The sequence below is a fragment of the Terricaulis silvestris genome, assembly GCF_009792355.1.
Classification (GTDB): domain Bacteria; phylum Pseudomonadota; class Alphaproteobacteria; order Caulobacterales; family Aquidulcibacteraceae; genus Vitreimonas; species Vitreimonas silvestris.
In genome coordinates, this window is the sequence record NZ_CP047045.1 from 3,683,122 (window position 1) to 3,699,595 (window position 16,474).

Below are 16,474 nucleotides of genomic sequence, written 5' to 3' on the forward strand. Positions count from 1 at the left end.
AGAAGGCGCCCCTCTAGACCTGCTCGCCCGCCCGCGCAACGCGGCGAACTACACCAAAGGCCCCAGGTCGGCGAAGATCTGCCGAGCACGCTCTGCGGCCAACCACGCACCCCTCTCGGTGTCATAGCCTTGAGCGTCCGCCACAATTCGCTGATTTGCCGCGCGGAGGTGCCAGTACCATTGGCCATCCGCCGCTTCATCAACTTCTACGCGGGCCTGACTTTGTTTGAGGAGTGCGGCACCGATCGCGCCACGAAGGGCAGGCCTTATGAACGGGTTCATTTGTAGCTCCTAAGCACGTTACGCGAACAAACCAGAATCGGATGCGCAACATCCAAGCGTAGGAATCCAAGGGGTAAACAGCCTCTTAACGAGTGTGTCAGGACGCTGAACGTGGCCAGCAGGCGGCGATGGTCCAGGCGCCGAGCAGCGCGGTGGCGACGTTGATGGCGATCTCGGCCCTCATGGCGTCGTTGGTGGCGGCGAGCACGTACATGCCGTTCTGCAGGTTGAATGTGACGTCCATGGCGGTGAGAAAGATGAGCGCAGAGCCCGCGAGCAAGCCAAACGGCGGGCCCCATGGTCGGTTGAGCAGCAAACCGGCGCCCGCGGCTATCATGCAGAGCGCCATCCAGCCATCGGCGAAGGGGAATGCGTCTTCGAATGCAATGTACCAGCGCTCGTGGCTGGCCATGACGTCGCCGGCGTTGAAATAGCTCCACCAGTAGAGCGCAGTGACGAGAGCGCCGATGATCAAGGTGGCGCCGAGTGCGCGCCTGGCGATCACTTCTTCACGCAGGTCAGCACGCCATCGCCGATATTGTTCATGCTGGCGTGGACGCGGGCATCCGCCTTGGCTTTGTGCGCCAGGGCGCGGAGCGCGGTGGTGTCGGCGCCGGTGTCGGCCGGATCAGCGACGCGGCCGGACCAGAGCACGTTGTCGAACAACATGACGCCGCCAGGGCGGAGCAGTTGCAAGCCGCGTTCGTAGTAGGCGTCGTAGCCAGTCTTGTCGGCGTCGATGAAGCCCATGTCGTAGCTACCGCCCTGCCCGGCGGCGATGCGCTGATCCAGTGTTTCCGAAGCGGGCGCGATCTTCAGTTCGATCACGTCATCGACCTCAGCTTCGCGCCAATAATCGCGCGCTTTGGTCGTGTATTGTTCGGAGATGTCGCAGGCGAGCAGATGCGCGCCGATTGGATGCATCTCCTTGAGCGCTAGCGCCGTGGCCAGCGAAGAATAGCCGGTGAAGACACCGACTTCGAACGCGCGCTTGGCGCGGATCATGCGCGCGATCGATTGCATGAACGCGCCCTGCTCGGCGCTGATCTGCATCTGCGCGTTGGGCATGGCGTGCGTCTCGGCGCGGCAGCGCGCGAGTGCGGGATGTTCAGGCGGATTGACGTCCGCGAGGTAGCGAACGATTTCGGGTGAAAGGCCGAGTGATGAGGACATGCGCCGTCTTACGACAGGCGCCGCAATTCCTCCACCAGATCGTCGCGTTCCCAGGTGAAGCCGCCTTCATTGTCCGGCTGGCGGCCAAAGTGGCCGTACGCGGCGGTGCGGGCGTAGATCGGACGATTGAGCTTCAGGTGCGTGCGGATCCCGCGGGGCGTGCAGCCGCCCATCAATTCCGGCAGCTTCGCTTCCAGGATCGCCGGATCGATGGTGTCGGCGCCGTGGAGATCGACATAGAAGCTCGTCGGCGTCGCGACACCAATCGCGTAGCTGATCTGAATGGTGCAGCGATCGGCGAGGCCGGCGGCGACGACGTTCTTCGCGAGGTAGCGGCATGCGTACGCGGCGGAGCGATCGACTTTAGTCGGATCCTTGCCGGAGAACGCGCCGCCGCCGTGCGGGCTGGCGCCGCCGTAGGTGTCGACGATGATCTTGCGGCCGGTGAGGCCGCTATCGCCGTCGGGGCCGCCGATCTCGAACTTGCCGGTCGGGTTGATGTGCCACTTGGTTCGCTTGGTGATCAGGCCCGCTGGGAAAACCGACTCAGCATAGGGCCGCACCAGATCGGCGAAGCGCTTCTGCGAGTACGAGGATCCACCGAGCTTTTTCTTGTGCTGATGGCTGACGACAATGGCGACAACTTCAACTGGCTTGCCGTTCTCGTAGCGCAGCGTGACCTGGCTCTTGGCGTCCGGCTCGAGTTCTACGCGTTCACCTGAATGGCGCACTTCGGCCAGGCGCTTCAGGATGTTGTGCGAATATTGCAGCGTGGCCGGCATCAGCTCCGGCGTTTCGCTGCAGGCGTAGCCGAACATGATGCCTTGGTCGCCGGCGCCTTCTTCCTTCTTCGCCGTCGAGTCGACGCCTTGCGCGATGTGCGCGGACTGGCCGTGGAGATAGTTGGCGTAACGCGCCTTCTCCCAATGAAAACCCTTCTGCTCGTAACCGATGTCCTTCACCGCCGCGCGCACCTTCGGCTGCAGCGATGCGATGATCTCTTTGGTGAACGCCTTGCTCTCGGCTTTCGATTGACCCGGCTTGGAAGCGCGGACTTCGCCGGCGAGGATGATGCGATTGGTCGTCACCATCGTCTCGCAGGCGACGCGCGCTTCCGGGTCGGCTTCGATGAAGGCGTCGACGACGGTATCGGAGATCCGGTCCGCGACTTTGTCCGGGTGGCCTTCGGACACACTTTCGCTGGTGAACACGTACGAGCTTCTGACCACGCGGATTCTCCGGAATTCAGGGATTCGAGCCGCGCTTCATAGGGATTGACGAGGATTCAGGCAAATCGCTTCGCGCGTTTCAGCTGCCGCGCTTGCCCTCGGCGCCCTCTTCCGTCAGCGCTTTAACCAGTTCCACCACCCGGCGGCGGACCTTTTGGCTCTTGATCGCAGCAAACAGCGCCATGAGCTGGGCCCCCTCCGGGGTAGCAAGCGCATCGTCGATATAGTCTTTGGTCGATTCCGCGACGCCTGGACCGCGCCCTGCGGCGATGCCCTCGTAGAAGCGCGCCACCGGGAGCTCGAGCGCCGAAGCGATGTCGTGCAGGCGGCTCGCGGCGATGCGGTTAACGCCCTTCTCGTACTTTTGGACCTGCTGGAAGGTGACGCCGAGAAGTTCAGCGAGCCGCTCCTGACTCATGCCGATCTCAAGCCGACGTGTACGCACGCGCTGACCCAGCTTTCGATCGATGGGTTTCGCCGCGCGCTCGTCGTTCATTCTCGTCGCCCTGTCCCCCGCATTTGCACGGGAGCAAATCGCAGCGCTGCAATGAGTGAAACTAGCAACAGCAGCAACCAATTACCCCACAATGCGAAAGCCGTCTCATCAAGTGCAAGCGGCAATTGCGCTTCCGTCGCGGCGCCTACGCGACGGGTGGACCGAATGTCGCGACCGTACGCGTCGATTATACCGGAGATGCCGCCAGCAGCGGCGCGCGCCATCGGCAAACCTTCTTCAATCGCGCGATAACGCGCCATCGCGAAATGCTGATACGGGCCGCTGCCGTTGCCGAACCAAGCGTCATTTGTAACGCTGATTATCCAACCCGGACGTTCATCGCCGCGCGGCGTGAGGCCAGGAAAGATTGCTTCATAGCAGATCAAAACGATAGCTGGCGGCGCTTCTGGAATGATGAGGCGCGTCGGGCGATCACCAGGGGTGAAACCCGCGCCAATGCGCTGCAACGGCGCGATATTGAACTGGCTAATCGTCGACCAGAACGGAATGTATTCGCCGAACGGTACGAGATGGTACTTATCGTAGGTCTGGCTCAAGCGCGGAACGCCGCTGACTCCATCGATCACCGCAGCGGAATTGTAGAGACGCAAACCGGCAACGCCGCCCTCCCCGCGCATGAATGCGTCGCATCCTGGTTGCGGTTCGCAGCGCGTGATGCCGGTGACAAGCGCGCGGTCACCGAGGGCGGCGCCAATCGCGTTCAGGAATTCCGGATTGTCGAGCGTGAAGAAGTTGAGCGTCGGGATTGCGCCTTCGGGCCAGATCACAATCGCTGCACGGCTTTCATCTTGCGTGCCGGTGACTTCGAGATAGCGCTGCAACACGCGCCATTCCTGGTCAGGGCGATAGCGCCACTTTTCAGCTTGGCTCAAACCGGAATCGGCGACGCGCACGAACGGCAATTCGGATCCCGGCAGATTGATCGGCGCGCGCCCCGTACGCTGCGCGCCCCAACCGAAAATGAGACCAAGCACGAGCGCCACGCCAATCATCGGTGCGAAGCGGCGGCCAGCACTTGCTTGTCCGTCGGCCACAGTCGCGACAGCGCCGGCGACGAGCAGCGTAAGCAGCGATAGGCCGTAGATGCCAACGAGAGATGCGAGCTGCGACACTGGTTCGCCTGGCGTCCAAACGTAGCCCGGCAAAAGCCAAGGAAAGCCGGTGAGAATATTGCCGCGCAGCCATTCCACAACGAAAAGGCTAACCGCGAAGACGGCAGCGCGGCGCAGATCACTGGTCCAAAACGCGATCGCCAGCAAGCAACCCGCACCCCAAAACAACGCGAGGGAGCCGGCTAGCGCGATGACCGCGGCAACGCCCGCACCAATGCCCCATGTGTCGGCGTCGACGAGAAACGCGGAGGCGATCCAGTAGAGTCCCGTCGCGAAGTGGCCGAGCGCGAACCACCACCCTTGCGTGAATGCGGAGCCAAAGCGCGACTTGCTTGTGGACGCCGCGTCCAAGAGCCAAACCAACACCACCAACGCCGCGATATAGATCGGCGTCAGCTGGAATGGCGCGTGGCCAAGCGTGGCGGCGGCGCCCGCAACCAGCGCGATGCCGCGGCGCTGCCATGGCGTGCGCACGGCAAACCAATTCTGGATGCGCGAGTGCTGCGCGGATGTGGTGGTCAAAACTCAGACCTCGCTCGGTTGGGAGCGGCGTTTGGAGCGCGACCGGGCGCTGGCGTCAACCGCGATCAGGCGCTGCGTTCACGCGCCGCAGGCGTCGCCGTGTCGGCGGCGGGCCGACCAGGCGCAGATTCGGTTGTCTTCTTGATACGGATGCGCTTCACGCGCCGCGGATCGGCGTCGACGATCTCGACATCGAAGCCTGCTGGGTGGTGCAAAATTTCGCCTCGCTGCGGCAGGCGTCCGGCCAATGCGACCGCGAGGCCTGCGGCGGTGTCGAACTCGTCTTCGTGATCGGGAAGCGCAAGGCTGACGCTCAGCTTGGCTTCAAGCTCATCAATCGGCGCGCGGCCATCGGCTTCGAAGGCGCCGCCGGGGCGATCGAGCACCAGCGCCGACTCAACGTCATGTTCGTCATCGATGGCGCCGACGATTTGCTCGACCAGATCTTCCATCGAGACGAGGCCATCGGTGCCGCCGTATTCATCGACAACAAGCGCCAAGTGAATGCGGCTCGACTGCATTTTCAAGAACAATGTCGCAAGCGTCATCGATTGCGGTACGAACAGGATGTCGCGGCGGATGCGCGCGAGCGAGCGATCGCTAAAGCGGCCGCGCGACTCGCCCTCTTCCGTCGGCGCCATCATCGTCAGCACGTCACGGACGTGGATGAAGCCTTGCGGATCGTCGAGTGTTTCGCCGTAGATCGGCAGACGCGAATGCTGGCTCTCGGAAAACACACGCGCGGCTTCGCCCAATGTGGATCCAGCTTCGACGGCGACAATCTCCGCGCGCGCGCGCATCACGTCGGCAACCTTCAGGCGATCGAAGCGCGCGGCGCGCAGGATCATGTCCTTGTGCGCGCCCTGGATGATCTCGCCGTTCTCTTCGCGCTCGCGCAGCGCTTCTTCGACGGCAGCGGCGGACCCCAATTTCCCGCGCTGGAACATGCGCGTTAGTTTCTGAACAAGGCCCGCGCGTCTTCGCGAGGGTTCGCCGTCTTCTGTCGTCTCAACCATAATGTGGTCGTCGCACTCCCAATGGCGGCGTCACGCGTAGGGATCTTCTATCCCAATCGAGACGAGGATAGCGCGTTCGCGCGCCTCCATGGCCTCGGCGTCAGCCGGCTTCATGTGATCATAGCCTATCAGGTGCAAAAAACCGTGCACGACCAGATGCGCGGCGTGGTTTTCGAACCGTTTGCCCTGAAAATTGGCTTCCTCGACAATGGTTTCGGCCGCGAGCGCGATGTCGCCCAGGAACCCTGGCTCGTTCTCCCCACCGGCCGCCGGCGGGAACGAGAGCACGTTGGTGGGACCGTTCTTGCCGCGGAATTGTTGGTTAAGGGCGGCGATTGAGGCGTCGTCGCCCAGCATCAACGACACCGAACCGGCCTTGCCTTCGGCGGCGGCGGCTGCCGCGAGCGCGCTGGCAAGCAGGGTCTCGTGGCCCTTCCACAGCGCCGAGCTGCCGAGAATATCGACGGTCAAAGCTTGCTCAGGCACGTCCGTTCTCATCACGGTGATAAGCTTCGACGACGCGTGCGACGAGCCTGTGACGAACGACGTCTTGCGCCGCGAAGCGGATGACTTCGACGCCGGGCAAATCTTCCAGGATCGAGATCGCGTGCGCGAGGCCGGATTGATCGGGGCGCACCAGGTCGATCTGCGATGGATCGCCGGTGACCACCATGCGCGAGCCTTCGCCCAGGCGCGTCAGCACCATCTTCATTTGCAGGATCGTCGCGTTCTGCGCTTCGTCGGCGATCACAAAAGCGTTCGAAAGCGTACGCCCGCGCATGAAGGCGACGGGCGCCACTTCGATTTGGCGGCGCTCGCGGCGCGTCTTCAAATCGTTCTCGCTCATCTGGCTGCGGAACGCGTCCCAGATCGGCTGCAGATAGGGGTCCACTTTCTCGGCAAGATCACCCGGCAGAAAACCGAGCCGCTCCCCTGCCTCGACGGCGGGGCGTGTCACGACGATGCGATCAACTCGTTCTTGCTTCAGCGCTTCCACAGCCGCCGCGACCGCGAGAAACGTTTTGCCCGTACCGGCCGGGCCGACGCCGAAGATCAAATCAACCTTCTCGTCGCGCAATGCGTCGACGTAATGCACTTGGCGCGGCGTCCGTAGTGTGAGCCCGCCGAGTTGCGGCAGCTTCAGGGGGCCAGGCGCTTCGGCGCCACCCTCGGAGAACGAGATGGCGGCCAGCACGTCGCCCTCGCGTACGCTGCCTTTGCGGCGCGCGATATCGGCCAGTGCATCGACGATGCGTTGCACGCGTTCCAATTCGGCGGTCGAGCTGGCGCGGACGGTGAGACGATCGCCTTGTGCGTCGAGCGTAACACTATAGGCGGGTGCGCCACGGGGCGCGTCCGGATCGCGGAACGCTTCCTGGATGTGCGCGAGGTGGCGATGCAGCGGGCCGAACACGGCTTGCGCGACGCCAGCTTCGCTGAGCGTGATCACGCGCTCCTGAGCTTTGCCGTTGCTCACGCAACCTCCGGCGTCCGCGCCAGGCGCGCGCCTGAGAGCGAGTTCTGCGTGGCAGCCTCGATGCGAACGGAGACGATGTCGCCGTTCTGTGCTGCGGTGTCGTTGAAATGCACGGATTGGAGATATGGGGAGCGCCCGTGCTTCTGGCCAGCGCGGCGCCCGTCGCCGGTGACGAGGATGGGCAGAACCCGGCCGACTTGCGCCACGTTGAACGCAGTCTGTTGTTCCCAAAGCAGCGCTTGGAGGCGGAGCAGCCGTTCCGTTTTCACTTCGTCCGGGATCTGCGCCAGCATCGCGGCGGCGGGCGTCCCGGGGCGCGGCGAGTATTTGAACGAAAACGCCGAGGCAAAGCCGATGTTGCGGACCAGCTGCATCGTGTCTTCGAAATCCTGTTCGCGCTCGCCGGGAAAGCCGACGATGAAATCGCTCGATAGCGCGACGTCCGGGCGGACTTTGCGCACGCGCTCGATGATGTCGCGATAGAACGCGCCATCGTGCTTTCGGTTCATGGCTTTTAGGACGCGGTCTGAACCGGACTGCACCGGGAGATGGAGGAACGGCATCAGCTTCGGCTCTTGGCCGTGCAACGCGATGAGATCGTCGGTCATCTCGACCGGATGCGACGTCATGTAACGGAGGCGTTCGATGCCTTCGATTTGCGCCAAGGCGAGCAGCAAATCCGCGAACGATGCGCCACCGTGATAGGCATTGACGTTCTGTCCGAGCAGCGTGATCTCGCGAACGCCTTTATCCGCCAGCGCGCGGGCTTCGGCAATCACATCGGCAAGCGGGCGCGAATATTCGGCGCCGCGTGTGTAAGGCACGACGCAGAAGGTGCAAAACTTGTCGCAACCTTCCTGGATCGAGAGAAACGCGGTGACGCCATCGGGCGCGCGCGCAGGCAACGCGTCGAACTTTTCTTGCGCGGTGAAATCGGCGGCCAAACGCTCGCCGGTCTTGCGCGCGGCGCGGGCGATCAGCTCCGGCAGTTTGTGATAGGCTTGCGGGCCAACGACCAGATCAACCTCGGGGGCGCGGCGGATGATCTCTTCGCCCTCGGCCTGCGCAACGCAGCCGGCGATGGCGATGGTCATGCCCTTTCCTTCGGCGATGCGACGCTCTTTGTGCGCGCGCAAACGGCCGATTTCGGAATAGACTTTCTCCGTCGCCTTCTCGCGGATGTGGCAAGTGTTGAGCACAACGAGGTCGGCGTCATCAGGCTTATCGACTGGCGCGTAGCCCAGCGGCGCCAACACATCGCGCATGCGCTCGCTGTCATAGACGTTCATCTGGCAGCCATAGGTCTCGATGAAGAGACCCTTCGGCGTGCGGGCGTCTGCCATAATTACTTTTTGCCCGCCTTGGCTTTGTCGTCGAGCGGCACGCCGTAGAGTTCGAGCCGGTGATCGACGAGCTTGTAGCCGAGCCGTCGCGCGATCTCCTGCTGCAGCCGCTCGATCTCGGGCTCAACAAACTCCACCACCCGGCCCGTTTTCATGTCGATGAGGTGATCGTGGTGCGTCTCGGGCACTTCCTCGTAGCGCGAGCGGCCGTCGCGGAAATCGTGGCGCTCCAGGATGCCGGCCTCTTCGAACAAACGAACCGTCCGGTAGACCGTGGCGATCGAGATGCCGGAATCGACCGCTGCCGCGCGGCGGTGCAGTTCTTCGACGTCGGGGTGATCATGGCTGCCCGAGACGATGCGCGCGATGACGCGGCGCTGCTCGGTCATGCGCATACCCTTCTCGACGCAGAGTTTTTCGATGCGATCCATGGGCGAGCAATACAACTTGGCGGCCCGTGATGTCCACCGCAGACGCGCGTCAGACGACGGGGCGCGGCAGGGTCCGGTGCATGACAATTGCGTCAACCGAACCGCCTTCGCCCGCATAATAGGCGTGACGCCGGCCCGCCTCTTCGTAGCCTAGCTTGGCGTAGAGCGCGCGCGCGGCGGCGTTATCTTCGGCGACTTCGAGGTGCATGGAGGCAGCGCCGCGCACCAGGGCGGCGACGCCGGCCGACGTGACGAGCGACGCGCCGACGCCCTTGCGCCGGGCTTCCGGAACGACGGCCACGGTGAGCAACTCGGCGTCTCCGGCAGCGGCCCAGGCCATGACGAAACCCTGCGCGTCCGCGCCGCGCGAGATCAGCGCGAACACGGCGGTGTTTTCCATCAGTTTGGCAATCTCGCTGGCGGACCAGCCCTTGTCGAACGCGCGCGCATGCAGGTCGCCAAGCAGTTCGGCCTGCTCGGCCCGAGCCGCTTCGATCACACCACCTGCTCCACCCGATTCACTTCGGGCACGTAGTGGCGGAGCATGTTCTCGATGCCTTGCTTCAGCGTGATCGTGGACGACGGGCAGCCAGCACACGAGCCGCGCATGTTGAGGCGAACGACGCCCTGCTCATGATCCCAGGAGTGAAAGGTGATGTCGCCACCATCGCGCGCCACGGCGGGGCGGACGCGGGCGTCGATAATTTCCTTCAGCTCTTTGACGATATCGGCGGCCTCGCCTTCGTAGACGATGTCGGCTTCGTCAGTTTCATCCACCGGCGCCGATGCGTCGCCAAGCACGGGTCGCCCGGACGTGAAGTGGTCCATGATCGCGGCGAGCACGTGCGGCTTCAGGTGCGGCCACTCGATGCTTTCGCTCTTGGTGATGGTGAGGAAGTCGCTGCCAAGATAGACGCGCTCGACGCCATCGATGGCAAACAGTTCCATCGCCAAAGGCGATGACTCCGCCGCCTCCGCGCCGGCATATTCGCGGCTGCCCTGGCCCAGCACGTCGCGGCCAGGCAGGAACTTCAGCGTGCGCGGATTCGGCGTCGATTCCGTTTGAATGAACATGATGGTCAGGTGGCCCTTCGTGCGGAACCGGTCAAGCGGCAGGCGGCTCTTCCGGCGGCGCCGTGACCGCGACCGGCAGCGCCAGCCTGCGTACCTCTTCGCGGGTCAGCGCGCCGGGCACCACGATCACGGGCACCGGACGCGGTCCCAGCCCCGCGCTCTTGCCGAGCTGAGTCACCAGCGGCCCAGGCCCACCGGGACCGTGCGCGGCGGCGAGCACCACCAGCTTGATGGAGAGTTCCTGCTCAATCAGCTTGCGCAGCTCGGGTTTCAGATCGCCTTCGCGCAGCACCGGCTCGGCGGTGACGCCGCATTCGGCCCAGACCTCGGCGGCGAAGCGCTGCGTGAGTGACTCGGCTGCGTCCTGGGCCTGCCGGCGCATCTCGTCGGTGATGGAGGCCCAGGGCGCGGGATCGGACGGCTCGATCACGCGCAGGATCACCAGCCGCCACCCGGTGTTGCGGCAGATGAGACCGGCGTAGATCAGCGCGTCCGGGAACTCCTCGCTCTCGTCGGCGATGACCAAAACGGCGAAGCGCTCGTCACTCATGGCTTGTGTCTAGCGGCTCGCGCTCACGCGCGCCAGAAGCCGACCACGTCGCGGACCTCCGCCATGATCGGCTGAGCGATGGCGCGCGCCTTCTCGGCGCCGTCCTTCAGGATCGCATCCAGCGCGGCGGGATCGGCGTTGAGGCGGCGCATCTCGGCGGCGATGGGCGAAAGCTTGGCGGCGAGCACCTCGGCCAGCGCTGGCTTAAACTCGCCGAAGCCTTTGCCGCCGAACTCGTTCAGCACGTCTTCCTTGGTCCGCTCGGTTGTGGCGGCGAAAATGCCGACCAGGTTCTCGACCTCGGCGCGGCCCTTCAGCTCTTCGACGCTCGCGGGCACCGGCAGGGAATCCGTGGTCGCCTTCTTGATCTTCGACATGATCGCGTCGGCGGCGTCGGTCATGTTGATGCGCGTCATGTCGGAGGGATCGGACTTCGACATTTTCTTCGTGCCGTCACGAAGACTCATGATCCGGGCGCCTGGGCCTTGGATCAAAGGCTCAGGCAACGGGAAGAATCCCGGCGCGTTGAAGTCGTTGTTGAACTTTTGAGCGATGTCGCGCGACAGTTCGAGGTGCTGTTTCTGGTCTTCACCGACTGGCACGTGCGTGGCTTTGTAAACCAGAATGTCGGCCGCCATCAGCACGGGATAGTCGAACAGGCCAACGCTCATGCGCTCTTCGTGCTTGCCGGCCTTGTCCTTGAACTGCGTCATGCGCTGCATCCAGCCCATGCGTGCGACGCAATTGAAAATCCAGGTGAGCTCGGTGTGCTCACGCACCGCGGACTGGACGAAAATTATCGAGCGCTTCGGATCGACGCCCGCGGCAATGTAAGCGGCCGCGACTTCGCGGCAGCGGCTCACAAGTGTGGCCGGGTCGGGATCGACGGTGATGGCGTGCAGATCGACGACGCAATAAATGCAGTCGTATTGATCCTGCAGCCTCACCCACTTCTGCAGAGCGCCGAGATAATTGCCGAGGTGCAGCCCGTTGGTCGGCTGCATGCCTGAGAATACGCGTTGCGGGCCCTTGTATTGGGGCAGCTGGGCGTCGGTCATGGAAAACTCCGGAACATGAGAACGGGCGCGCGGCTGGCGCGCGGAAGCGGCGTCAGGTCAGGCCCGCCATCGCCAGAGGTGCGTTCTCGTGTTCATGGGGCGGGCTTCTATCAGCCGTCCAAGCCCGGCGGCAAGCCGCCTCCCTCGCCGGCGGGTCCACGTTCCCGCCGGAACGCGGCGCGCACCTCGGTAATGCTGACCGCGCCGACCAAAAAGAGCACGATGAAGTAGGCCGTGCCGCCGCCGAGGATCATCACCGCGACCGCGATTTCCTTGTTGCCGAACAGCGCAACGACCGCGTCTCGATTGAGCTGGCAAAGGTACATGGCGGCCCCAAGCACGGCGGACACCAAGGCGATGCGGATCAGCCGGCTGGTCGCCCGCGCGGAAGGCGCGTAATTGCCCGCTCGGCTAAGCGCGCCGATCATTAGAATGACATTCGCCCACGCCGCGACGCTGGTGGCGATCGCAAGGCCAGGAAAGCCGGCGACGCCGGACGCGCGCAACGCAAAAAAGAAGATGGCGCCGAGCACGATGTTGAGCGCCATGGAGATGAGCGCAAAGCGCATCGGCGCTTTCGTATCCTCGCGAGCGAAAAAGCCCGGCGCATAGATTTTCGCCAGCACGAACGCAGGCACGCCCCAGCCGTAGTGAAATAGTGCGAGAGCGCAGTTGCGGGCGTCCTCCTCGGTGAACGCGCCGCGAGAAAACAAGCCGTCCAGCAGAAATGTCGGCGCCGCCAACATTGCCGCTGCCGCAGGCAATGTGAAAGCCATGGAGAGATTGACGGCCTCGTCCATGGCGCCGCGTGCGCCATCCTGATCGCCGGCCGCGACCAATCTCGACAAGCGCGGCAACATGGCGACGCCGACGGCGACGCCGATCAATCCGAGCGGCAGTTGGTAGAGACGATCGGCAAAATTCAGCAGCGAGATCGCGCCCTCCTCCAGGGAGGCCAGAATCTGGCTGATCATCACATTGATCTGCAGCGCGCCGCCCGCGATCGCCGCCGGCGCGGCGAGCGTCAGCAGGCGAACGACGTTTGGCGTCAGCGCCGGCGCGGCAGGGCGGGTTTTGACGCCGCTACGGCGCGCGCCCAACGCAACCCACAAAGCCTGCAACACGCCGGACACCGAAACGGCCACCGCGGCGGCGTAGGCGGCGATCTGCGGATCGTCGCGGTAAAACCAGAGCGCCGCGACCAAGCAGATGTTCAGCAACGATGGCGCGGCGGCGGCGGCGAAGAAACGGCCGCGCGCGTTCAGCGCGCCCGCAAACAAGGTCGCGGCGCTGATCGCGATCAGATACGGCATGGTGATCTGCGTCAGCACCGTCGCGAGATTGAAAATCTCCGGATTGTCGCGATAGCCGGCGAACAACACCAGATTGATCCACGGCATGCAAAGGATTGCGATCGCCGTGATCAGCGTTGTCGCCAACACCAGCACCGCAAGCGCTTCGCTGGCTAGCGTGTCGGCGGCTTTCTCGCCCTGCTCGGCCAACGTCTTCGAATAAACCGGCACGAACGCCTGGCTGAAAGCCCCTTCAGCAAAGAGCCGGCGAAACAGATTCGGGAAGCGCAGCGCAGCGTAGAACGCATCCGCAATTGGTCCCGCGCCAAGCGCTGCCGCCAGCAACAAGTCGCGCACAAAACCGAGTAAGCGCGAGATCAAGGTGAGCCCGCCTATGACGGCGGTATTGCGGGCAAGGCTCATGTGTGGAAACGACTCAGTGGCGGAGGCATCTGCCTAGCGCGCCGTCGATGCCCGCGCCACCGCCAAGGCCTTTTTCGCGGGATCCGCAGGCGCCGCGGGTTCAGCGGCACGCAAAACGGCCTCAAGTTTGTTACGCAGCGTTGCGATGCGCTGTGGATTGCTCACTTGCCCGCCGCCCTCTTCCTGCACGTAGAACACGTCAGACGCGCGCTCGCCCAGCGTATCGATGTGCGCGCTGACGATGGAGACTTTGGCTTCTGCAAACACGTGCGCGAGCTCCGCCAGCAGGCCAACGCGGTCGCGGCCGGAGGCTTCAAGCACCGTCGAGCACGGCGTCAGCTCGTTATCGAGACGCACCCATGGTTCGATCGAGAACGCGGCGAAGCGGCGCGGGGCGGGTTTGGCGTCTGGCAGCGGGTGATCGCTGAGCGCTGCGCGATGGAGTCTTTCGGTCAACGACACCAGCAAAGCCGGGTCGCGCAGGCCGAACGGCTTGTGATCGGTGGTTTGGATCGAAAACACATCGAACGCCGCGCCATCCTTCGTGGTGTGAACGCGTGCGTCCGCGATATCGGCGCCGCTGGCGGAGACGGCCGCGCTCAGGCTGGCGAACAGACCGGGGCGATCGGCAGCGTAGACAAGAACCTCCGTGACGCCCTGCGTCTCGCGGAACCGTGTCGCAACGTGGGGAATGGCTTTGGCGTTGCGCGCGGCCAGCACTTCGCACGTGTGCCAGACGCGCGCTTCAGCGTCGTGATTGATCCAATAGCCGTCTTCGAGCGCGCCGAGCCAGGGCGCTAGCACGCTTTCATCCTCGCCGATGTCGCCGAGCAATTGCTCTTTCGCGTTGCCGGCAATTTCAGCGAGGTGCGCGCGTACGCCTTCTTCGTCAGAGCGCCCCCCGTGCAGCGCCGCTTCAGTGAGGCGGTAGAGATCGCGCAGCAGCTGGCCCTTCCAGTCGTTCCAGATCGTCGGGCCGACAGCGCGGATGTCGGAAACGGTGAGGACAAGCAAGAGACGCAGTCTCTCGACTGTCCCGACCGTCTCAGCGAATGTCGCGATTGTCCGAGGATCTGAAATATCGCGTTTCTGCGCGACATCGCTCATCACCAAATGGTTGCCGACGAGCCAGGCGACAAGCTCGACTTCTTCCTTCGGCAGACCAAGGCGCGTGCACGCGGCGCGCGCGGATTTGGCGCCTTCGATCTGCTGATCGCCGTCGCCCTTGCCGGTGTCGTGCAGTAGCATGGCGAGGTAGAGCGCGCGGCGGTTGATGATCTTGGAGAAGATCTCCGTTGCGAGCGGGTGCTGATCCTTGTGCCGGCCGTGCTCGATCTCCGACATCGCGTCGATGGCTTGCAGCGTGTGCTCGTCCACGGTGTAGTGGTGATACATGTTGAACTGCATCTGCGCGACGATGCGGCCGAACTCCGGCACGAATTTCCCGAGCACGCCCGCTTCGTTCATGAGCCGCAGCGCTGCGCCTGGATGACGCTCTGATGTCGCGACCTTCAGGAACGACGCGCGCGCGCCTTCGTCCTTGCGCCATTGCGGCGTCATGCGGCGCGTCCGGCGCGCAGCTTCACCGAGGGCGTTGGGATGCACGTCGAGATCGCGGCGTTCTGCGATTTCGAACAAGCGAACAACATTGCTCGGCGTGTCGAGCACCTTCGCTGACTCGATATTGAGACGTCCGCCTTCGATGACAAAGCCGGGCGTATCGGGTCCGACTTGCTTGCGGCTTGGCGGCAAAAACCGTTGCAAACCGCGTGGCGCGTTCTTGGCGTGATCGGCTTCGAGTCGCGCGCAGAGCACGCGCGTCAGCATGCCGACTTCCTTCGCAACCAAGAAATAGCGCTTCATGAAGCGCTCAACGTCGGTCTGGTTGGCGCGGCTGTGGTAGCCCATGCGCTTGGCCATTTCTGGCTGCACGTCAAAGGTCAGCCGCTCTTCGCCGCGCGCGGTGAGGAAATGGAGGTGGCAACGCGCGGTCCACAGGAAGCGCAGCGCGCGGCGGAAAATGAAGCGCTCTTCTTCCGTGAACACGCCGTTCGTGACGTAGTCTTCGGGCTTTTCGAAGCCGTAGCGGTGCCGCGCCATCCAGAACAGTGTGTGTAGATCGCGCAGGCCACCCTTCCCTTCTTTGATGTTGGGTTCGACCATGTAGCGCGACGCGCCAACGCGCTGGTGGCGCTCGTCGCGCTCCTTCAGCTTGGCGGCAATGAAGCCGGCGTGATCCTTCTGCGCGACTTCCTTGCGGAAGCGCACCAGCAACTCTTCAGCGAGCGATTGATCGCCCGCGATGCGCCGCGCTTCGAGAAGCGCCGTCTGAATGGTGTGATCTTCGCGCGCGAGCTTCAGACTCTCATCGACATTGCGCGACGCGTGGCCGACCTTCAGCCCCATGTCCCAGAGCATGTAGAGCATGTACTCGGTCACACTCTCGCTGAAGGCGGTGGGCTTGTAGGCGCGGAGGAACAGCAGATCGAGATCGGAAGATGGCGCGAGTTCGCCGCGGCCATAGCCGCCGACGGCCATTACGGTGAAGCGCTCGCCCTCGGTCGGGTTGCGGGCGCGAAAGAGGTGGACGGTGGTGTAATCGTAGAGTGCGCTGACGACTTCATCGGCCACTTGCGCCAGGAGCCGCGCTACCGCGAGCCCGTCCTCTCCGGCCTCGAGCCGTTCCTTGGCGATCATGCGCCCCCGAAAGAGCGCGTGGTGGAGCAGGTTCTTGACCGACGCCCGCGCGTTCTCGCCCTCGCTCAAGGCGACTGCGCTCAGTTGAGCACGCAGCCTGTGGCCATCGACCACATGCTCGATCCGAGCGGGTTTGAAGCGGGGGATCATCTGGCTGTTATTTCACCGCTTTGGTGCATTGGCGCCACCCTTCCGACTGTAAGGCATGACTTCTTGGTAAATCTTCGCACCCAAACTTGCCTCATTTCCCGGTCACAGCCACAAAGGAACAACGGGCG

At 63.8% G+C, this 16,474-nt stretch carries 17 protein-coding genes; all 17 read right to left on the reverse strand.

Translation table 11 applies throughout. From position 1 onward, the window contains the following. Positions 1–48: 48 nt before the first annotated feature. Complete coding sequence (locus DSM104635_RS18855; protein WP_158767736.1) at positions 49–282, reverse strand: YegP family protein; 234 nt, start codon at positions 280–282, stop codon at positions 49–51. A 97-nt stretch (positions 283–379) separates the two neighbouring features. Next, a complete protein-coding gene (locus DSM104635_RS18860; RefSeq protein WP_158767738.1) occupies positions 380–787 on the reverse strand; it encodes a hypothetical protein in 408 nt (135 codons plus the stop codon). Next, complete coding sequence (locus DSM104635_RS18865; protein WP_158767740.1) at positions 784–1,455, reverse strand: O-methyltransferase; 672 nt, start codon at positions 1,453–1,455, stop codon at positions 784–786. The genes DSM104635_RS18860 and DSM104635_RS18865 overlap by 4 nt, the downstream gene beginning before the upstream one ends. Positions 1,456–1,463: 8 nt before the next feature. Then, positions 1,464–2,684 (reverse strand): methionine adenosyltransferase, encoded by a 1,221-nt coding sequence (gene metK / locus DSM104635_RS18870; protein ID WP_158767742.1) that lies wholly within the window; start codon positions 2,682–2,684, stop codon positions 1,464–1,466. A 79-nt stretch (positions 2,685–2,763) separates the two neighbouring features. Further along, complete coding sequence (locus DSM104635_RS18875; protein ID WP_158767744.1) at positions 2,764–3,180, reverse strand: helix-turn-helix domain-containing protein; 417 nt, start codon at positions 3,178–3,180, stop codon at positions 2,764–2,766. After that, positions 3,177–4,835 carry an apolipoprotein N-acyltransferase gene (lnt, locus tag DSM104635_RS18880; protein ID WP_158767746.1) on the reverse strand — a complete coding sequence of 553 codons (1,659 nt, stop codon included), beginning with the start codon at positions 4,833–4,835 and terminating at the stop codon, positions 3,177–3,179. Before lnt ends, DSM104635_RS18875 begins: the two co-directional genes overlap by 4 nt. Positions 4,836–4,900: 65 nt before the next feature. Next, positions 4,901–5,782 (reverse strand): CBS domain-containing protein, encoded by an 882-nt coding sequence (locus DSM104635_RS18885; protein ID WP_158767748.1) that lies wholly within the window; start codon positions 5,780–5,782, stop codon positions 4,901–4,903. A 99-nt stretch (positions 5,783–5,881) separates the two neighbouring features. Next, on the reverse strand, positions 5,882–6,337 hold the full coding sequence (ybeY, locus tag DSM104635_RS18890; protein ID WP_228445762.1) for an rRNA maturation RNase YbeY: 456 nt from the start codon (positions 6,335–6,337) through the stop codon (positions 5,882–5,884). After that, positions 6,330–7,328: a PhoH family protein gene (locus DSM104635_RS18895; RefSeq protein ID WP_158767752.1), complete on the reverse strand. Its 999-nt coding sequence runs from the start codon at positions 7,326–7,328 to the stop codon at positions 6,330–6,332. Before DSM104635_RS18895 ends, ybeY begins: the two co-directional genes overlap by 8 nt. Next, positions 7,325–8,671 (reverse strand): tRNA (N6-isopentenyl adenosine(37)-C2)-methylthiotransferase MiaB, encoded by a 1,347-nt coding sequence (gene miaB / locus DSM104635_RS18900; protein WP_158767754.1) that lies wholly within the window; start codon positions 8,669–8,671, stop codon positions 7,325–7,327. The genes DSM104635_RS18895 and miaB overlap by 4 nt, the downstream gene beginning before the upstream one ends. A gap of 2 nt (positions 8,672–8,673) precedes the next feature. Next, positions 8,674–9,102 carry a Fur family transcriptional regulator gene (locus tag DSM104635_RS18905; protein ID WP_158767756.1) on the reverse strand — a complete coding sequence of 143 codons (429 nt, stop codon included), beginning with the start codon at positions 9,100–9,102 and terminating at the stop codon, positions 8,674–8,676. 49 nt (positions 9,103–9,151) lie between these two features. Beyond that, positions 9,152–9,601, reverse strand: coding sequence for a GNAT family N-acetyltransferase (locus tag DSM104635_RS18910; RefSeq protein WP_228445763.1), 450 nt, complete (start codon positions 9,599–9,601; stop codon positions 9,152–9,154). After that, a complete protein-coding gene (locus DSM104635_RS18915) occupies positions 9,598–10,176 on the reverse strand; it encodes a NifU family protein (protein ID WP_158767758.1) in 579 nt (192 codons plus the stop codon). Before DSM104635_RS18915 ends, DSM104635_RS18910 begins: the two co-directional genes overlap by 4 nt. Before the next feature lie 31 nt (positions 10,177–10,207). Next, the gene (locus tag DSM104635_RS18920; protein WP_158767760.1) at positions 10,208–10,726 is read right to left on the reverse strand and encodes a universal stress protein; all 519 of its coding nucleotides are present in this window, start codon (positions 10,724–10,726) and stop codon (positions 10,208–10,210) included. A gap of 23 nt (positions 10,727–10,749) precedes the next feature. Next, positions 10,750–11,784 carry a tryptophan--tRNA ligase gene (gene trpS / locus DSM104635_RS18925; RefSeq protein WP_158767762.1) on the reverse strand — a complete coding sequence of 345 codons (1,035 nt, stop codon included), beginning with the start codon at positions 11,782–11,784 and terminating at the stop codon, positions 10,750–10,752. 110 nt (positions 11,785–11,894) lie between these two features. Then, positions 11,895–13,499 carry a murein biosynthesis integral membrane protein MurJ gene (gene murJ, locus DSM104635_RS18930; RefSeq protein ID WP_158767764.1) on the reverse strand — a complete coding sequence of 535 codons (1,605 nt, stop codon included), beginning with the start codon at positions 13,497–13,499 and terminating at the stop codon, positions 11,895–11,897. A gap of 33 nt (positions 13,500–13,532) precedes the next feature. After that, the gene (locus DSM104635_RS18935; RefSeq protein WP_158767766.1) at positions 13,533–16,346 is read right to left on the reverse strand and encodes a [protein-PII] uridylyltransferase; all 2,814 of its coding nucleotides are present in this window, start codon (positions 16,344–16,346) and stop codon (positions 13,533–13,535) included. Positions 16,347–16,474: the final 128 nt, after the last annotated feature.